The 18,226-nt window shown below is 42.2% G+C and carries 24 protein-coding genes; 19 read left to right on the top strand and 5 right to left on the bottom strand.

Annotation, left to right across the window (positions count from 1 at the left end):
- The first annotated feature begins 128 nt into the window (after positions 1-128).
- Complete coding sequence (locus ACSBOP_RS14470) at positions 129-1,094, top strand: patatin-like phospholipase family protein (protein WP_442601237.1); 966 nt, start codon at positions 129-131, stop codon at positions 1,092-1,094.
- A gap of 58 nt (positions 1,095-1,152) precedes the next feature.
- Here the strand turns inward: ACSBOP_RS14470 and ACSBOP_RS14465 are convergent, their stop codons facing one another.
- Together ACSBOP_RS14465 and ACSBOP_RS14460 are read right to left on the bottom strand one after the other, a co-directional pair.
- Positions 1,153-1,443 carry a hypothetical protein gene (locus ACSBOP_RS14465; protein WP_442601236.1) on the bottom strand — a complete coding sequence of 97 codons (291 nt, stop codon included), beginning with the start codon at positions 1,441-1,443 and terminating at the stop codon, positions 1,153-1,155.
- Between the two features lie 12 nt (positions 1,444-1,455).
- A complete protein-coding gene (locus ACSBOP_RS14460) occupies positions 1,456-2,379 on the bottom strand; it encodes a DUF1385 domain-containing protein (RefSeq protein WP_442601235.1) in 924 nt (307 codons plus the stop codon).
- Positions 2,380-2,518: 139 nt separating this feature from the next.
- On the opposite strand from ACSBOP_RS14460, the gene ACSBOP_RS14455 reads away from it, so the two are divergent.
- The 5 genes from ACSBOP_RS14455 to ACSBOP_RS14435 all read left to right on the top strand — a co-directional run bounded on the left by ACSBOP_RS14455 (position 2,519) and on the right by ACSBOP_RS14435 (position 6,675).
- Positions 2,519-3,028 carry a YqhR family membrane protein gene (locus ACSBOP_RS14455; protein ID WP_442601234.1) on the top strand — a complete coding sequence of 170 codons (510 nt, stop codon included), beginning with the start codon at positions 2,519-2,521 and terminating at the stop codon, positions 3,026-3,028.
- 132 nt (positions 3,029-3,160) lie between these two features.
- A complete protein-coding gene (aroQ, locus tag ACSBOP_RS14450) occupies positions 3,161-3,598 on the top strand; it encodes a type II 3-dehydroquinate dehydratase (protein WP_442601233.1) in 438 nt (145 codons plus the stop codon).
- A gap of 17 nt (positions 3,599-3,615) precedes the next feature.
- Positions 3,616-4,689, top strand: coding sequence for a M24 family metallopeptidase (locus tag ACSBOP_RS14445; RefSeq protein ID WP_442601232.1), 1,074 nt, complete (start codon positions 3,616-3,618; stop codon positions 4,687-4,689).
- Positions 4,690-4,709: 20 nt separating this feature from the next.
- The gene (gene efp / locus ACSBOP_RS14440) at positions 4,710-5,267 is read left to right on the top strand and encodes an elongation factor P (RefSeq protein ID WP_442601231.1); all 558 of its coding nucleotides are present in this window, start codon (positions 4,710-4,712) and stop codon (positions 5,265-5,267) included.
- 151 nt (positions 5,268-5,418) lie between these two features.
- A complete protein-coding gene (locus ACSBOP_RS14435; RefSeq protein ID WP_442601230.1) occupies positions 5,419-6,675 on the top strand; it encodes an aspartate kinase in 1,257 nt (418 codons plus the stop codon).
- Between the two features lie 45 nt (positions 6,676-6,720).
- On the opposite strand, the gene ACSBOP_RS14430 is transcribed toward ACSBOP_RS14435, so the two are convergent.
- The 3 genes from ACSBOP_RS14430 to ACSBOP_RS14420 are packed head-to-tail and all read right to left on the bottom strand — an operon-like array spanning position 6,721 to position 8,789.
- Positions 6,721-7,185 carry a DUF441 domain-containing protein gene (locus ACSBOP_RS14430; RefSeq protein WP_442601229.1) on the bottom strand — a complete coding sequence of 155 codons (465 nt, stop codon included), beginning with the start codon at positions 7,183-7,185 and terminating at the stop codon, positions 6,721-6,723.
- A 36-nt stretch (positions 7,186-7,221) separates the two neighbouring features.
- Positions 7,222-7,965 (bottom strand): 2-phosphosulfolactate phosphatase, encoded by a 744-nt coding sequence (locus tag ACSBOP_RS14425; protein WP_442601228.1) that lies wholly within the window; start codon positions 7,963-7,965, stop codon positions 7,222-7,224.
- Entirely contained in the window at positions 7,938-8,789 is an 852-nt protein-coding gene (locus ACSBOP_RS14420) for a phosphosulfolactate synthase (RefSeq protein WP_442601227.1), read from the bottom strand. The genes ACSBOP_RS14425 and ACSBOP_RS14420 overlap by 28 nt, the downstream gene beginning before the upstream one ends.
- Before the next feature lie 172 nt (positions 8,790-8,961).
- On the opposite strand from ACSBOP_RS14420, the gene ACSBOP_RS14415 reads away from it, so the two are divergent.
- The 13 genes from ACSBOP_RS14415 (at position 8,962) to amaP (ending at position 18,226) form a co-directional block, all read left to right on the top strand.
- Entirely contained in the window at positions 8,962-9,228 is a 267-nt protein-coding gene (locus ACSBOP_RS14415) for a YqhV family protein (protein WP_442601226.1), read from the top strand.
- Positions 9,229-9,298: 70 nt separating this feature from the next.
- A complete protein-coding gene (gene spoIIIAA / locus ACSBOP_RS14410; RefSeq protein ID WP_442601225.1) occupies positions 9,299-10,309 on the top strand; it encodes a stage III sporulation protein AA in 1,011 nt (336 codons plus the stop codon).
- Positions 10,309-10,827, top strand: coding sequence for a stage III sporulation protein SpoIIIAB (gene spoIIIAB, locus ACSBOP_RS14405; protein WP_442604481.1), 519 nt, complete (start codon positions 10,309-10,311; stop codon positions 10,825-10,827). Before spoIIIAA ends, spoIIIAB begins: the two co-directional genes overlap by 1 nt.
- A 13-nt stretch (positions 10,828-10,840) precedes the next feature.
- Positions 10,841-11,044 (top strand): stage III sporulation protein AC, encoded by a 204-nt coding sequence (gene spoIIIAC, locus ACSBOP_RS14400; protein ID WP_258206587.1) that lies wholly within the window; start codon positions 10,841-10,843, stop codon positions 11,042-11,044.
- Between the two features lie 13 nt (positions 11,045-11,057).
- Positions 11,058-11,447: a stage III sporulation protein AD gene (gene spoIIIAD, locus ACSBOP_RS14395; RefSeq protein ID WP_442601224.1), complete on the top strand. Its 390-nt coding sequence runs from the start codon at positions 11,058-11,060 to the stop codon at positions 11,445-11,447.
- Between the two features lie 49 nt (positions 11,448-11,496).
- A complete protein-coding gene (gene spoIIIAE, locus ACSBOP_RS14390; RefSeq protein ID WP_442601223.1) occupies positions 11,497-12,696 on the top strand; it encodes a stage III sporulation protein AE in 1,200 nt (399 codons plus the stop codon).
- Positions 12,697-12,711: 15 nt separating this feature from the next.
- On the top strand, positions 12,712-13,428 hold the full coding sequence (gene spoIIIAF, locus ACSBOP_RS14385) for a stage III sporulation protein AF (protein ID WP_442601222.1): 717 nt from the start codon (positions 12,712-12,714) through the stop codon (positions 13,426-13,428).
- Positions 13,429-13,476: 48 nt separating this feature from the next.
- The gene (spoIIIAG, locus tag ACSBOP_RS14380; protein ID WP_442601221.1) at positions 13,477-14,115 is read left to right on the top strand and encodes a stage III sporulation protein AG; all 639 of its coding nucleotides are present in this window, start codon (positions 13,477-13,479) and stop codon (positions 14,113-14,115) included.
- Between the two features lie 28 nt (positions 14,116-14,143).
- Positions 14,144-15,055 carry a SpoIIIAH-like family protein gene (locus ACSBOP_RS14375; RefSeq protein ID WP_442601220.1) on the top strand — a complete coding sequence of 304 codons (912 nt, stop codon included), beginning with the start codon at positions 14,144-14,146 and terminating at the stop codon, positions 15,053-15,055.
- A 162-nt stretch (positions 15,056-15,217) separates the two neighbouring features.
- Positions 15,218-15,703 carry an acetyl-CoA carboxylase biotin carboxyl carrier protein gene (gene accB / locus ACSBOP_RS14370; protein ID WP_442601219.1) on the top strand — a complete coding sequence of 162 codons (486 nt, stop codon included), beginning with the start codon at positions 15,218-15,220 and terminating at the stop codon, positions 15,701-15,703.
- Between the two features lie 14 nt (positions 15,704-15,717).
- Complete coding sequence (accC, locus tag ACSBOP_RS14365; RefSeq protein WP_442601218.1) at positions 15,718-17,076, top strand: acetyl-CoA carboxylase biotin carboxylase subunit; 1,359 nt, start codon at positions 15,718-15,720, stop codon at positions 17,074-17,076.
- Between the two features lie 98 nt (positions 17,077-17,174).
- Positions 17,175-17,585, top strand: a complete 411-nt coding sequence (locus ACSBOP_RS14360; protein WP_442601217.1) for an Asp23/Gls24 family envelope stress response protein — start codon at positions 17,175-17,177, stop codon at positions 17,583-17,585.
- Positions 17,586-17,668: 83 nt separating this feature from the next.
- The gene (gene amaP / locus ACSBOP_RS14355; RefSeq protein WP_442601216.1) at positions 17,669-18,226 is read left to right on the top strand and encodes an alkaline shock response membrane anchor protein AmaP; all 558 of its coding nucleotides are present in this window, start codon (positions 17,669-17,671) and stop codon (positions 18,224-18,226) included.

Raw genomic sequence — 18,226 nt, 5'->3', positions numbered from 1 at the left:
CAAGTTGGGCAAATGCCCGGCTGCATGTTTTTTTATTTGGTAAACATTTTTTGTGATTTTCAACATGCGTACAATCCTTTCCTACATACATATAACTGATGGGTGTTTTGGGGAAGGAGGATACTTGGATGCGTATAAATGCTGTTTTTGAAGGAGGTGGAATGAAGGGGATCGCACTTGCTGGTGCTGTGAATGCCGCACAGGAACGCGGTTTTGAATTCCATCATGTAGCAGGTACCTCATCAGGTTCAATTGTCGCAGCTTGCCTTGCTGCTGGTTATTCAGGTGCGGAGTTGAAAAAGTTAATCCTCGAGACTCCTTTCCATACGTTCCTAAAAAGAAGTTGGATATTTGACACGAAGTATGTGGGTCCCATCATAAGGCTGCTTATTAAGAAGGGTATGTATGCAGGAGAAGCGTTAGAGCATTGGGTGCATCGTATTCTTGCAGAGAAAGGAATTCGAACTTTTGGTGATTTAGCGCCAGGTCAGTTAAGAATTATTGCTTCAGACATAACACAAGGCAAGCTGCTTGTGCTGCCCGAAGATATCCGTGATTACGGTATTGATCCACTTAAGTTTTCAGTTGCAAAAGCAGTTCGTATGAGTTGTTCCATTCCATTTTTCTTTGATCCCGTGATGATTCGCAAATCACTTGGCAGTACGCACGCATCTAAAACACTGCAAAATCAAAGTGTTTATATCGTAGATGGGGGGTTGTTAAGTAATTTTCCCTTGTGGCTGTTTGATCAGGAAAATACGAAATTGAATTTTTCACCCACAATTGGTTTCCAGCTTGTCGGAAAGAACGAAATCTCAGTTAACCCGATTAAAGGGCCGATTTCGATGCTGCAGGCCTTATTCTCAACGATGATGAATGCACATGATGAAAGGTACATTGAGAAGCATAATTTATTTCGTACTGTGAAAATTCCGACGTTAGGCGTACAGACGACAGATTTTAATATTGCACCAGCGAAGAGTGAAGAGCTGTTCCTTGCTGGTCATGCTGCCGCCGATTTGTTCTTTAAGAGTTGGACCCGGGCTGCATATATGATGGATTATGAACGTTTTGTGCTGAGAAAATCTGATTAGGTGTTTATTGGATAAAAAGAAAACTACTGCTCATTTTCAGCAGTAGTTTTTTTGTGTGTTAGTGATATTTAGGTCGACTCTCATTAGAATCATCATCTTTTTTCATTTCAACAACGCGGAGATGACTCTTTCTTCGTTTCTGTGTTGTTCTTTTAGCTTGGTAATAAGGATTTTTCTTCGTATTAAACTTACTTTTCAACCACCAAGATACACGCGGAAATCGATACATCAAGAACAAGACGATTCCAATTAATAGAATAGGAATGGCAAGGAGCATAGTCATGGATAGAATACCAATCACTATGAATACCCCAATGACAAGACTGAACCAAGAAAATCGTCTTTGCATAAAAATCTCCTCCTAATCAGTTTGCTTATCAATCTCGCGCATCCGGTTAAATGAGGCGATTGATACTTCGACTTGATCGTCGGTAGGTTCTTTTGTTGTCAATTTCTGCATCCACAATCCAGGATAGCCTAGATAGCGAAGAACAGGGATTTCACGCATCGAATTCGTTACTCGAAGAACTTCATAAGATACGCCAATCACAACTGGAATGAGGACGATGCGCTGTAATAAGCGTTCAACCATACCATCATAAGAGAAAAATGAATAAATAATAACGCCAACAATGACAGTGAACACGATAAATGACGACCCACAACGGTAATGCAGGGTTGAAAACTTCTGAACATTAGCTACTGTGAGGTCAAGGCCAGCTTCATAAGCAGAGATGACTTTGTGTTCGGCGCCATGATATTGGAATAATCGTTTGACCATCGGTGTTAATGATATCGAATAAATATATCCAATTAAGAGCGCAATCTTAATGACACCTTCTATTAAGTTGTGCCCGATTTGATTGGTAAACATTTTCCCGAAAATAAAGCCTTCAATTGCAGCAGGCACAAGCGTCATAACAAACTTACCAAATAAAAAGGAGATAACCCCAACAACGGCTACGCCAAGAATCATAGAAAGATTCGACATAAGTCCAGCCTTTTTTTCTTCTTTCTCCTCTTTTGGCTCCTCATCCGCAAAAGATTCCATTGCGAAATTCATGTGCTGCGCACCTTTGGCGCTGGATTCGATGATGCCAACGATGCCACGAACGAATGGGATTCTTTTTAGTTTATTGACCCACGGGATCTCCTTTTTGGGAACCTCTAAGTATTGAATGGAGCCATCTTTTGCACGTACAGCCGTTACATGCACCTTTCGACCGGCAAACATGACACCTTCAATGACGGCTTGGCCTCCATATACAGCATTGTTTTGCGACATCCGTTTCACCTTCTCTTGTCTCGTAAATTTTCGAAGTTTTTCCCTTTATTGTAGCGGAATTAGATGGAGAAAGCTACCGATAATAGTGGGAATGTTTGCACATACTATTGGAAAAACGCTTAGAGAAGAGGATGAGAGAATGAAAGGTAAATTAAACAACAACGTGAACACCCATCGAGGCCTTTTCGCCTTGTATATTGGCTTTTTTGCAGGATTAATCTGGGGCTTACTTAAAATTGTGGAATATTACTTTCAATTTACTACTGTTGTTCCTGGATTTATGGTTGAGCCGTTCTTTTTACATCAATTTTTGGAACAATGGAGAGGGTGCCTAGTAGGCCTTGGCAGTTTCATTGTGTTTTCCATTATTGCTTCTTACATCTATATGTTCTTATGCTCCAAATTAATCGGTCCATGGCCAGGACTTGTATATGGGGCACTTTGGTGGTGCCTTATATTTTTATTAATCGGTCCATTGACTGGTATGATAGAGGGTATTACGACACTTGGGCTAACTACGATTTTAACAGAACTGTGCTTGTTCGTTTTGTGGGGACTGTTTATTGGTTATTCGATCTCATTCGAATTTACGAATGAAAGTGAGCGTGAACCGAATAAAAAGGCTTCTGGAAACCAGCAAACTTCTTAACCATTCATTTAGAAGATGAACCCCTTTCATCTTGAAAAAAGACGTTGTACACAAGTGAGTGACTTATGGTAAAATGTCTACGGTAAAGTGTGTAATTCCATTTTGTGGACATAACGATCCAGGAGGTCCTTCATGAAAAAAGTACTTATTATAAATGGACCGAATTTGAACATGCTTGGTATTCGTGAGCCTGGTGTTTATGGTAATGTAACCTTGCAGACGATTGAACAAAATTTACGGGTACAAGCAGTTGAGCTGGGACTTGATCTGACTTTCGTTCAATCCAATCATGAAGGAGTCTTAATTGATGCCATTCATGAGGCACATGGGACGATGGATGGGATTATGATTAACCCTGGGGCGTTTACTCATTATAGTTATGCCATACGCGATGCCCTTGGATCAATAGATGTTCCAGCAGTTGAGATTCATTTATCCAACATACATAAGCGAGAAGAATTCCGACACATTTCAGTCACGGCACCTGTCGTTATTGGACAAATTGCGGGATTTGGGCCTTATGGCTATGAACTCGGTTTACTTGCTTTAAATCGTTATTTGAATCAATAGGAAATGGGGAATCTTACATGCAAGCTAAGCGTATTGAACGATTGAGAGCAGCAATGAAACAAGCTGAACTTCCAGCTTTGTTAATTACGAATGCGTATAACCGCTCTTATATGACAGGATTTAGCGGATCATCCGGGTATGTACTTGTGACTGCTGATCGTGCTATTTTATTAACGGATTTCCGTTATATGATCCAAGCGCGTAATGAAGCGACCCATTTTGAAGTAATCGAACATGTTAAAGGTGTTACCGCTACGATTAAAGAGCTTTTAGAGCAGCATGGAATTAAGCAACTTGGATTTGAACAAAGCCATATGACTTTTGCTACCTTTAAAACCTATGATGGTGATCTGGAAGGTATTGAGCTTGTACCTTGCACAGGTTATGTAGAGAACTTGCGTATGATTAAAGATGCGGGTGAACTGCAAATCATGCAAGAAGCAGCTGACTTGGCTGATCGCACTTTTTCGTACATTTTAACCAAATTAAAACCTGGTGTATCTGAAAAAAGAATTGCACTGGACATTGAAATTTTCATTCGTGAAAATGGTGGAACTTCTTCATCGTTCAATACAATCGTTGCATCAGGCGAACGTTCTGCTTTGCCTCATGGTGTAGCAAGTGACCGTTTGCTGGGTAATAATGAATTTGTAAAATTGGACTTTGGAGCGTATTATAAAGGATATTGTTCCGACATTACGCGTACGGTTGTTCTGGGTCAACCAACGGATAAACACAAAGAAATTTATAATATTGTGTTAGAAGCACAGCTTAACTGTGTAAACCATTTGACTGCAGGTATGACTGGTGAGCAAGGCGATGCACTTGCTCGTGATATCATTGCAAAATATGGTTATGGTGACCAATTCGGACACTCGACAGGACATGGACTTGGTATGGAAGTGCACGAAAGCCCAGGTCTTGCGAAACGTAATAGCACTGTACTTGTACCAGGCATGGTCGTTACAGTTGAACCTGGAATTTACTTGCCAGGTTTCGGTGGAGTGCGTATCGAAGATGATGTAGTGATTCAAGAATCAGGCATTCATATTCTAACGAAGTCGACCAAAGAACTACTCATAATCGATTAATTTTCAGGAGGTAATTTTTAGTGATTTCAGTAAACGAATTTAAAACAGGCCTTACAATTGAAGTGGATCATGATTTATTCACTGTTCTTGATTTCCAACACGTTAAACCAGGTAAAGGCGCGGCGTTCGTTCGCTCCAAACTTAAAAACTTACGTAACGGTAATACAGTAGAGAAAACATTCCGTGCAGGTGAGAACGTTGGACGTGCTCATATTGAAAACCGCGAAATGCAGTACTTGTATGCAAGTGGTTCTGAATATACATTCATGGACACTGAAACTTATGACCAAATCGAACTTCCTGCTAGCCAATTGGAGTGGGAATTGAACTTCTTAAAAGAGAACATGATGATTCAAATCATGAGCTACCAAGGTGAAATTCTTGGTATTAACTTGCCGAACTCTGTTGAGCTTAAAGTTATCGAAACAGAACCAGGTGTTAAAGGAAATACAGCTCAAGGTGCAACAAAGAATGCGAAGGTTGAGACTGGCCTTAACGTTCAAGTGCCGATGTTCATCAGTGATGAAGATGTGCTTCTAATTGATACACGTGAAGGTAAATATATTTCCCGCGCATAATAAGGGAATAAGGGCGGTTCCAAAAGTCTGAATAGACTTTCGGGGCTGCTCTTTTTTTCTACCACAATTCAAAATACATGTGATATAATCGACTATTATTATGCCAATTCGAATGTAGAATAGAAAATGCATGGGTGGGGAGTGAACAGCTTTGTCTCTTATCGTGATGAAATTTGGAGGCAGCTCTGTCGGTGATGCAGAGCGCATGAAACGAGTAGCAAGACGTGTTGTAGATCGCCAGGCTGAAGGACATCGATGTGTGGTTGTCGTGTCTGCTATGGGGGATACAACAGATGATTTGATTGATCTAAGTAAACAAATATGTAATGATACACCTCCTGCACGGGAGATGGACATGCTGCTGACAACGGGTGAGCAAATATCGGTATCTTTGTTATCGATGGCAATCCAGTCCTTAGGCCAAGAAGCGGTTTCATATACAGGTTGGCAAGCTGGAATGATTACAGATTCAACACATGGTAAAGCGCGAATTTCTGATATTCAGCCTCATCGTATATTGAGAGCAGTAGAAGAGAACAAAGTGGTCATTGTTGCTGGTTTCCAAGGTATGTCGGAAGATGGAGAGATTACGACTCTTGGACGCGGTGGTTCGGATACAACGGCTGTTGCGCTAGCTGCGGCAATTAAAGCTGATCTTTGTGAAATCTATACCGATGTTGACGGTATTTATTCGACGGATCCGCGTATTGTAAAATGCGCACGTAAATTAAATGAAATTTCTTACGATGAAATGTTGGAACTCGCGAATTTAGGGGCGGCTGTACTTCACCCCCGCGCGGTTGAATATGCGAAAAACTACAATGTCGCACTTGTCGTGCGTTCAAGTTTTACACACAATGAGGGTACCTACGTGAAGGAGGAAGCGGTGATGGAACAAGGCTTAGTAGTTCGTGGAATAGCTTTTGATAAAAATGTAGTAAGAGTAAGTATCTTAGGAGTTCCAGAGCGTCCAGGTCAATTGGCAAAAGTATTCACAGCGCTTGCGACTGCGCAGATCGATGTTGATATTATTGTACAATCGGGTGTTCTTAATGGAGTAGCAGATTTCTCCTTCTCTACAACGCTGACGGAGCGTGAGAAAGCGGTAGAAGTGATCGAGAATATTCAAAATGAGATTGGTTTCCGTGAAGTAACTTCTGAAGGTAATCTTGTTAAAGTTTCGATTGTTGGCGCTGGTATGGTAAGTACGCCAGGTGTTGCTGCTAAGATGTTCGAAGTGATCTCCGACTTAGGAGCATCCATTAATATGGTGAGTACCTCAGAGATCAAAATGTCATGTGTTATTGATATTCAGTATTTGCAAGATGTAGTTAAAGGTCTGCATACAGCATACGGACTTGATACCCATGAGCAAGTTTTTGTTGGCGGTCCATCCGATCGTCGCTAAGCGAGAAGCTTGTCCGCTTCATAGTGAAACTACATGGATGGAGCTTCACCTGAACTTGTCAAATATAAAGGTGAATAGCTTCAGTAAAAAAGCTGTAATTCCAGCGGCCATCAAGGGTCCAACTGGAATGCCACGCATAAAAACAATTCCAATGATGGAACCAATGACTAGACCCACAATAAGTTGTGGGTCTATTTTTAATAATTCCAAGCCTTTCCCATTCATGTATGTGGCGATCGCTCCTCCAGTCAAAGCGATAATCCCCGGCCAACTTGTAAATACCGTAATAATATCTTTTGTGGAAATACGTTCTGTAGCAAATGGAACGAGTACCCCCATTGTGAGAAACAGGAGCCCCAATTCCAAGCCTCTTCGTTCAATAGTCGGTAAGAAACGGTCCAAGGAAATAAGTTTGATAATCAGAAGCACACATGCCGCCGTTGTAATAATAGGTGATCGACCGATGAGACCGATAATAATTAAAATCACAAGCAATAATTCACCGTTCATAAGAGGAGCCCCTTGTCTCATTAGTTATATCTTATATTATGAAAGGGCAATCGTTTTAGAACGAGCTGTTGGCATACTCACATGAAGTGAATGTCCATTCCATACAGGTACAGTATCCGTTAGATCCATTTTTGCGCAATAATTGACGTCTTCATCAAAACCTATCCGGCATAGCTTTTTCCCGTTTACACTATGAGATAAAGCCCCTTTAAGATCACCTGCCTCTTGTTTGAATGAAGCAATCATAGCTCTTCCGAAATCATTCATTTCTGCATCCTGCTTAAGTTTGATGAGATGTTCTGCAATATAACCTGCAGCGAGTCCGTCTTCTAAGGAAAACTGAGAATTAGTTCCGGCGCAAAGTAGAACAACATCTCGATGAAAGGTAGAAGCTTTTTCAGCGCAGGCTCTCCCATTTAAGAACGAACCGATAAGAATATTTTCTGCTTTTTGTGCTCTACGGACGGCTTTTGTTCCGTTTGTAGTGGTCAGAATGATCCGTTTCCCTCCGATTACGGGACTCATATATTCTAAGGGCGAATTGCCAAGTTGGAACCCCATGATTTTACGACAAAATCGCTCTCCTCCCAGCAGGTCTCCTTCTTGTTGCAATGCTTTTGCTTCACCCACAGTTTCGGCTGGAACAATTTCTTCACAGCCATGGTCAAATGCAGTGATGATTGTGCTTGTTGCACGTAATACATCAATGACTATGACTGTTTTTCTTAAAAAGTCTTCTGTTCTAGCCTCGTTTACGCTAGAGATGACATCGATTTGCATATGGTTTCCTTTCGCTCTCGCAGCGTTTGCGCCATTAATAATGTATCTGAACGTAATCCCCTACGCATGGCCTCAAGTGTAATGACTTCTTGCGGTGGGATATTACCCAGATGTACACCTGATCCCAGCTCTTGAATAAGTCGAACTTGTTGATCTTTAAGCGGTGCTTCCCACAGCAGAATATCTTGGCTGGGGATATTGCGCATAATCTTTTCCAATTCTTCATCTAAGCATTTGCCGTCTCCATCGAATATTCCAACACCGACACCAGATTCTCGTGCCTCGATCGTAATCAAATCTGCGCCGAGTCCACTATCGATTATAACAGTTTCGATCAGCTCATCGATTTCAATGGAAGACCCCCACGTTTTTTTCCCATATTCCGTATTCACGCGCAGTCCCCGATCTAATCCACGTGTTATAAGCTCACTGCGTAAGTTTCGAGGTACTTGAATGGTTCCGTCTGATACTTCAATCCCGTTAAAACCGAACTGGCACACAGAATCGAAAAATTCATCTATAGCACCCTGCAAGACAGCAATTTCAAGAAAAGTACCCCCTGGGTAGATGAGTATGTTGTGTGCTTTCGCAAGCTCAATTTTACGCTGCAATAACGATGCTGGATAAAGCGGAGCTGTGCCAAAGCCAATTTTAATCAAGTCGATATGTGCGCCTGCAGAAGTAATCAAATCTTCAAATGCCTGTATACCAAGCCCTTTGTCGATCACCATTGTCTGCCCTAGTGTTCTTGGTTTACTTTCCCTATTGCCTGATGGATCGCTAAGCAGCCCATTCCATGAGGGTTCTGAGGTTGGCAAAGTCATACGAATCTCCCCGCTATTCTCTTAAATAGTGTTAAGCCTGAGTCATCATATGCATTAGGAACTGGGGTGGTGCCCATGATTTCTATGCTACAGTGTAGGGCTTGTATCCTAAAAAGAACACATCATGCATAAGGATAGGAAAACGGGTTCTGGAGGGAAAGGGGAGTTTGTTGTGGTGAATAAAATTGTCCTGAGCATGGCTTCGCTGCGCGTATTATCAGGTTGTATTGAGATTGTAGCGGCGATGATTATGCTAAGACTGGCGCAAGTGGAAAAAGCACTACTCGTTAATTCGACACTTGCGATTGTCGGGCCATTGGTACTTTTAACGACGACGACAATTGGTCTAGTAGGTATTGCAGAGAAACTATCAATTTCAAAAATGTTGTGGTTACTTGCAGGTGTTAGCTGCCTTTTTATTGGCATATTAAAAAAGTAATTAAGTCATATTTGTTTGTAGGTTGCATACAAATAAGATAAGAGACTGGACAACCTGGGGGTATGGCTGCATGTTGACATCAATTCTACCTCTTCTACCGAACTCTCTTAGAATCATCATCTCGAATCTACCGATTAAGTTGAAAGAACAACTAGAAGAGATTCGAATACGAGAGGATAGGCCGCTTGAGGTGTTAAGTGCGGGGAGATATGTGTTTGTGGCGCAAGATTCTACCTTATTGAAAGATTCACAGAAGGCATACAAACCTTCGCGAGAAGATTGCCGGATGCTCTTGGAACTGCTAACGAACCACTCCGTGTATTCTTTCGAAGAAGAACTGCGCCGAGGCTATATCACTTGCAGTGGTGGTCATCGTGTTGGACTTGCAGGTCGCACTGTTTTGGAAGATGGCAGAGTGAAATCAATTCGTGATGTGAGCTCCTTCAATATCCGTATCGCACGTGAAATACGTGGAACGGGAATTAAGCTGCTTCCTTATTTATTGGATACAGATGAAGGAAGACCTTATCATACACTCATTATTTCACCGCCTCAGCAAGGAAAAACGACTCTTCTTCGTGATCTCGCCAGATGTCTCTCTTACGGGGAATGGACAATCTCTCCCCTTGCACAGCTTATACCAACTGGACTTAAAATCGGAGTTGTCGATGAACGTTCGGAGATTGGGGCGAGTGTGCAAGGCGTTCCGCGATTTGACCTTGGTCCCCGAACAGATATTATGGACGGTTGTCCGAAAGCAGAGGGAATGATGATGATGATTCGTTCCCTCTCGCCGGATGTCCTTGTTGTGGATGAGTTAGGACGACCTGAAGATGCGACTGCGATGTATGAGGCGCTTCATGCAGGTATTCGAGTCATAGCAACTGCACATGGAAGCAGTCTATCTGATGTGAGTAAACGTCCTGTACTTCGCGACTTGATCGAAGAGAAGCTGTTTACAAGGTATGTCATTCTCGGTTTCAGACGTGGGGATGAGCAGGTGATTCAAGTGCTTGATGAGCATGGGAATCGGGCAACATCGGGACGCTTTTATCGCTTAGGAAAGGCGGATGACGGATGATTGCAAAGCTGTTAGGATCTGTGGTGATTTTGTCAGCTGGAACCATCTTTGGATTTCATCAAGCCATGCAATATGCACGCAGACCGAGGCAAATCCGTCAGGTTATAGGCATGATTCAGCGGTTAGAAACGGAAATCTCCTATGGCTTTACACCGTTGCCAGAAGCGTTCAGGCACGCATCAGGATCATTCACAGAGCCGTTGTCTAGCATGTTGATAGAAGCAGCAGAAGGTCTAAATTCGTCAGAAGGCAGATCAACTAGTGATATATGGGGACAAGCAGTAAAACGGGCATGGGGACGGTCGTCCATGAAACGTGGTGAACTTGACATTTTACTGCAGCTAGGCAGCACACTCGGTGCGACAGACCGCTTGGATCAAGTTAAACATATGCGCCTCGCGATAAGTCAACTTCAAGTTGAAGAAGATGGAGCCAGAGATGAACAAGGACGATACGAGAAAATGTGGCGCAGTCTCGGTGTTCTAATGGGAGCATTAATCGTCATTCTAATGTACTAGTGAGGTGCCGTAAATGAACGTTGATGTTAACACCATTTTCCAAATCGCCGGCATCGGGATTATTATCGCAATGATGCATACGGTGCTCAAGCAGATGGGGAAAGAAGATATGGCTCATTGGGTCACGTTGATCGGATTTGTCGTCGTTCTGTTCATGGTTGTATCCTTGCTCAATACGTTGTTCAAAGAAATCAAAACGATCTTCCTCTTCCAATAAGCAGGTGAAACCGGTGGAAATTATTCAAGTTGTGGGGCTCGGTCTGTTGGTGACGGTCCTCATTCTGATCATCAAGGAACAAAAACCGATTTTTGCTTTTCTGCTTGCTACTTTTACCGGTATTATCATCTTCTTATTTCTCATTGATAAAATATCGTCAGTCATTGGGGTGCTGCAGGATCTAGCACAAAAATCGGGCGTAAACATGGTGTTTCTCAAAACAATTCTCAAAATTATCGGCATTGCGTATATCGCTGAATTTGGTGCTCAAATTGTACGTGATGCAGGTCTAGAATCGATCGCTTCTAAGATTGAATTAACTGGAAAAGTACTCATTATGGTCATGGCGATTCCCATTATTACGGTCATCATTGAGACGGTGATTAAGCTGCTCCCGGCTTAACGCTTCCCATAGAAATGGAATGGACATGAGAGCTTGGAGTTGAACCTTGATGCTGCAACGTACATGGAAGCACTTGTCGAAAATTGTCTCCTGTGGAATCGTCGTTCTTCTATTATCTATCTTGTATGGATCGATCGATGTGAATGCAAGTGCAACGCCCGCAGATACAGTTGTAACTGAGCAAGTGAAGCTTCTGCGTACAGAAGGCGTCGAGCAATATTGGAATAAGTTGATGCAGCAAAATGGGAATTACTTCCCAGAATTGAAATCACCGACCTTTCAAGAACTTTTAACAAGTGGTAAAAGCTTCTCCATATCTGGAATCTTTAAAGGGCTGCTGCGTTACTTTTTTCATGAAGTGCTTGCTAACGGGAAACTGCTGGTTACCATTGTTATTCTTGCGGTATTTGCAATGATCCTTGAAACCTTACAAAGCTCATTTGAAAAAAATAACGTAAGTAAAGTGGCATTCGTTATATCCTATCTAGTGCTCATTATTATTGCCGTCAACTCCTTCTCAGCAGCAATTGGATATGCGAAGGATGCAATTACATCGATGATTGATTTTATGATCGCTGTAGTACCGCTGCTGTTGACATTACTAGCTTCCATGGGCAATGTCACATCTGTTGCCGTTTTACATCCGCTTATCGTGTTTATGATTCATACGGTCGGAACGATGATTTACTTCTTCGTTTTCCCCTTACTCTTCTTCTCCGCCGTACTTTACATCGTCTCTTCTATCTCTGAAAAATATAAAGTTACACAGCTTGCTAAATTATTGCGCAATATCGGGGTGGGTGCATTAGGTGTATTCGTCACCATCTTCCTAGGTGTTATCTCTGTACAAGGAACCGTAGGTGCAGTTTCAGATGGCATTACAATCCGAACAGCAAAGTACATCACAGGAAACTTTGTCCCCGTTGTAGGAAGAATGTTTTCCGATGCGACTGAGACAGTTATAGGCGCTTCCCTGTTAGTAAAGAATGCAATTGGATTATCGGGTGTTGTAATTATCATCATGTTGTGTTTGTTCCCTGCACTTAAAATTTTGACACTCGCCATCATTTACAACTTGTCTGCGGCCATCATGCAGCCCATTGGGGACAATCCAATGATTAGCTGCTTATCCACAATTGGTAAGAGCATGATCTATGTGTTTGCCGCATTAGCAGTAGTGGGGATGATGTTCTTCTTTGCTATCACCATGATGATTACAGCGGGCAACTTGGCAGTCATGATTCGATAACGGGAGGGGTGAACAGTGGCATGGCTGAATAGCTGGCTGAAGACCGTAATTATCATCATTTTGTTCGCCTCGTTCATTGATTTATTACTACCTAGTGCTAAGATGCATCGATATGTAAAAACTGTTGTTAGCCTTTTTATTTTGCTGACGCTGCTTACTCCTGTTATCCAATTATTTTCAAAAAATTGGAACGTTGAAAAGCTGTTAGCATCAGCTGAAGCGCAGCAAAATAATGCGGGGAATCTTCGAAAACAAGGTAGTGGAATGGATTCAGTTGAAACGATCATGCAGGAATCAGAACGACTTCGTGCAGTAAATTCGACAAAAGCAAAGTTGTTAGCTGAACAAGAAATTTCGGAGACGGTCAAACAGGAGATTTTAAAAGAAGTTGCTTTTGATGTGGACAAAGTACAAGTCACTTCTGGATTAGATGGGGACAGCAAACCTTATCTACAGTCCGTTGCAATCGTATTGAAACCATTATCCGCGGCACCTTCACCAACACCAACACCAACAGCTTCATTAAAAAAGCCAATCGCATCCGTGAAGCCTGTGGAAATTAAAGTGAAAATTGGAAAATCATCAAATGGGGTCCAGGCCGTTGGGGCAAATGAACGAACACCTGCCATGCACGAAGCAGAAGTGGCAATCCAAAAACTTTTGCAACGTAACTGGGGGCTAGATACAAAAAAAGTTGATGTGATATTCCTCAATCAAGTTGAGAAATCATAAGCAGGATAAAGAAGTAGGATGAAAGTCCGTTTGGAGGGAGGTGAGCCTTTGGCGAAATGGATGAACAAATTGGAAAAAATGTTCGGTGGAGGACCTTCAGGACCTAAGCGATATCGTACCTTTTTGTGGCTAATTTTGGCTGGACTACTGGGTGCTGCATTAATGATTATGAACTCGTTTTTAAGCGTTACACCTGTTCCGCCTGCTTCTATTGGACCACGGGCTTCTCCATCGAATGAAAGCACAACAACCTTCGCAAATGGAAGTGGTAAAGAGATTTCCAAGTTCGGAGATTTGGAAGAAGTAAGTGCCAAGCGACTAAAGGAAATTTTACAAAAAATAGTCGGTGTAGGCGACGTTGAAGTACATGTTGAAATTGAATCTACCGAAGAAATCGTTGTCGACAAAAATTATCAAGATTCGCAAGAAAATACAAATGAAAGAGATGCAGGCGGAGCGAATCGTAACATTTCGCAAGTGACTCGTAAGGGTGAAGTTGTTCTTTACCAAGTAGAAGGAAATCAGCATCCACTTGTGCTCAAATCGATAAAACCAAAGGTTAGAGGCGTGATTATCGTCGCACGTGGTGCTGAGGATTTAACGGTAAAAAGAATGATTCTTGAAGCGGTTGAACGCGGTTTGGACGTGCCTGCGCATCGCATTTCGGTACTGCCCCGCAAGCAATAACTTTTAATTTTGAGGAGGAATTTTAACAATGAATTCAAAAAGACAAACGATTTGGTTAGTATCGATGCTCAGCTTGCTTGTAGTACTGTCAGCCTATTATTTAATTTCAGAGGATACAAGTAAGCTCGACACACTAGCGGGCACGGATAAACCGGCTGCAAGTGAGATCAAGATTGATATGAGTCAAGACCCTGCACCAGTCGATGGTAAGACAGTTGGCCCGAAGACTTCAACACCCAAACCGTCCGAACAGAAACCTAACGAAATTAACAAAGGCGGAACGAATAACGGTGGAACAAACAACGGCGGAACAAACAACGGCGGAACAAACAATGGTGGAATGAATAACGGTGGAACAAACAATGGCGGAATGAATAACGGTGGAACAAACAACGGTGGAATGAATAACGGCGGAACAAACAATGGTGGAATGAATAACGGTGGAACCAACAACGGTGGAACGACTCCATCTGACCCTAAAACAACGCCTAAAACACCGGATGCTAAGCAAACAACTGCGCAAACAGGTACATTAAGCGACAAAGAGATTCTCCAAAAAATGCAAACACAAGCACAATCTGGGGCTGATTATTTCCAAAAGAAATTAATCGACCGTGAAGTGACTCGTGGCAAAGAAACTGAAAAGTGGCTCGCAATCTCAGTGGATAAAGCACAAACACCTGAAGCAGTTGGGCAAGCTCAAAATGAACTTAGAAAAATCCAAGAAACAAATGCAAAAGTAGAAAATATAGAGGACATGCTGTCAAATGAGTACAGCAGCCATGTGATAGTAGAGCAAGAGCAAGTTAGCGGCAAATGGAAAGTGACGGTTCAAGCAGCAAAATTGGATAAAACCCAAGCAGTTTCCATCCTTGATATGGTGATGAAAGAACTAAATGTTGGTCCAGAAAAAATCTCTGGGGTACAATATTTTCAATAATTGAAGTGGAAAGGGTCCGGTAAGTGGACTCTTTCCATTTCTTTGGTTTATGCTATAATAACTATCGTCACAGTGAACAAGCTGTTAAAGACATACATACTGTCACTGTTCATGATCGGACATAACGGTAATCAACATTTTTGAAGGAGTGACCCTAAGTAAATGTTCAAATTAAGCGAAATTAAAGAGCTTATGAAATTAATGGATCAAACTTCCTTGCAAGAGCTTGAAATTGCAAATGAAGGCACTCGCCTATTTATTCGTAAAAGCAATAAGACAGAATCCATCATCGTGTCAGGTACATCAACACCTGTGTATACGCAACAACCCGTTGCAATTGAACCACAAACTCATGCAACAACTGAGACTGTGACACCTGCAAAGGCGCAAGAACCTGTTGATCTTGGCTACCATACGATTGTAGCTCCAATGGTTGGAACGTTCTATACAGCTTCAGCACCAGGCTCAGCGCCATATGTGTCTGTAGGCTCTAAAGTTAGCGATAAAACGATTGTTTGTATTCTTGAAGCGATGAAACTTATGAATCCAATCGAAGCTGAAGTTAAAGGCGAAATCATGGATATTCTCGTTGAGAATGGTCAATTGGTGGAATACGGGCAGCCTTTGTTTCTCGTTAAACCAGAGTAGTTGGAGGGTGTAAAATGAGATTTCAAAAAGTACTTATTGCAAACCGAGGAGAAATTGCGGTTCGAATTATTCGCGCATGCCGTGAATTAGGAATTTCAACGGTGGCGGTTTATTCTGAAGCAGATCGGGATGCGCTGCACGTAAGATTGGCAGATGAGTCCTATTGTATAGGACCTACGTCATCAAAAGACAGCTATCTAAACTTTACAAATATTATGAGTGTCGCCACCCTAACAGGTGTAGATGCAATTCATCCGGGGTACGGTTTTCTAGCAGAAAATGCTGACTTTGCGGAAATATGTGAGCGCTGCAATATTACATTCATTGGTCCTTCTCCAGAGGCTATCATTCGCATGGGCGATAAATCGATGGCGAAACAAACGATGAAGGAAGCAAATGTGCCGATCATTCCGGGTTCGGACGGTTTGATCGAAAGCCTAGAAGAAGCGATTGAACTGGCTCGGGAAATTGGGTATCCGGTTATTATTAAAGCAACTGCAGGCGGTGGTGGAAGAGGTATTCGTATTGCTGAGGATGAAGATACACTCATTCAAGGTATTACGACAGCTCAACAAGAAGCCCAGAATGCATTTGGTAATGCCGGTGTTTATTTGGAAAAATATTTAACAGGTATGAAGCATGTTGAGATTCAGATTTTGGCTGATAAGCACGGCAATGTTGTTCATTTGGGTGAACGCGATTGTTCCGTACAACGTCGTCGTCAGAAGCTAGTTGAAGAGGCTCCATGTTCTACGCTTTCTCCCGAAGTTCGTAAATTGATGGGTGAGGCAGCAGTACGCGCAGCGAAAGCAGTTGACTATTCTGGTGCAGGAACACTTGAGTTCTTGTTAGCTCCGGATAATCAATTTTATTTCATGGAAATGAATACACGGATTCAAGTTGAGCACCCCGTAACCGAGATGATTACGAAAGTCGACATCATTAAAGAGATGGTTCGAGTGGCTGAAGGAGAACCGCTTTCGATGAAACAAGAAGAAGTTCAGATCGAGGGTTGGTCTATTGAGTGTCGGATTAATGCAGAAGATCCGGAACGCAATTTTATGCCATCTGCAGGTCAGATTGAGTTCTACTTGCCACCAGGTGGTTATGGCGTACGTGTGGATTCTGCTGCTTATCCTGGATACACGATCCCACCTTACTATGATTCGATGATTGCGAAACTTATCGTCTGGGGAGCAACTCGTGAAGAAGCAATTGCTCGGATGAAGCGTACACTTAACGAATTTACGATCGAAGGTGTGCATACGACGATTCCGTTCCACTTGAAATTGTTAGAGCATAAAAAATTCATCGAGGGTGATTTTGATATCAAGTTTTTAGAAGAACATGATATCAATGATCCGAACTCTTGACACGTCCCAGCAGCTTCTGTAGGTTTGTCATAAATATGGGAAAATGGTATAGTATTTAATTAATACAGCCTATCCTAAAATAGATGTGAGGTGTGTACATGAACTCGATTACACCGGATTATGTGAAAACGGATCTCGGATCGATTCAAATCGCTCCTGAAGTGATTGAAGTAATTGCGGGTCTTGCTACAATTGAGACTCCTGGGGTCGCGGGAATGAGCGGTGGTTTCGCTAATGGTATTTCCGAAATACTCGGTCGTAAGAACCTCTCTAAAGGTGTCAAGGTTGAAGTAGGTCAGAAAGAAACGGCGATTGATGTTTCGATTATTATTGAATTTGGCTATCGAATTCCAGAAGTATCAGAGAATATTCAATTCAATGTGAAGACTGCAATTGAATCTATGACTGGACTTCATGTTGTTGAAGTCAATGTAAACATTCATGATGTTCAGTTTAAAGACAACGAGAAATCAGAAATTGAAGCGCCAGCAACTGTTCGCGTTAAATAAATGAAGCAGTAGGCGTTAATCCATTGAAACCCCCTGCGTTTGTCAGGGGGTTTGGCGCAAATACAGGAAGGGGATAAACGTTCGTGGGCAAAATTATCGATAAATTGCTGTTGTTCATACACAGTCTTGTTATTCTTACCGTATCGATCATTGGAATATGTATTGCTTTATCTTTTATTCCGAAGGAAACTACAGTCCGATTTTTGATGAATGTCTACACGGATGCGCCGACGAGTTACTGGGTACTAGCGGTTTGTGCGGTTGTATTGTTAATCTCCCTTCGCTTACTGTATATTTCTCTACGCAGAGGACAAGTCGATGCACCATCGATTTCAGAGCGAACAGAATATGGTGAATTCCGAATTTCTGTGGAAACGATCGAGAATTTATCTCTCAAAGCAGCCAGCAAAGTTCGTGGTGTAAAGGATCTACGTGTTCGTGTACATGTAACTGCACCTGGACTTGAAATCACGGTTCGCACTTTTGTAGATGGTGAACGAACGATTCCTGAAATCACACAAGAATTGCAGCAAGCAATTAAAGGGCATATTGAAGAAATTACCGGTTATCCAGTTGTGTCCGTATCCGTATATGTGGCTAACACCGTGCAGTCCAATACAGCCACGCGTAGGGTGGAATAG

Source organism: Paenibacillus sp. KN14-4R, assembly GCF_052180255.1.
Classification (GTDB): domain Bacteria; phylum Bacillota; class Bacilli; order Paenibacillales; family NBRC-103111; genus Paenibacillus_AM.
Note: the sequence above shows the minus strand (reverse complement) of the source record. Positions and strands in the feature narration are given on the sequence as shown.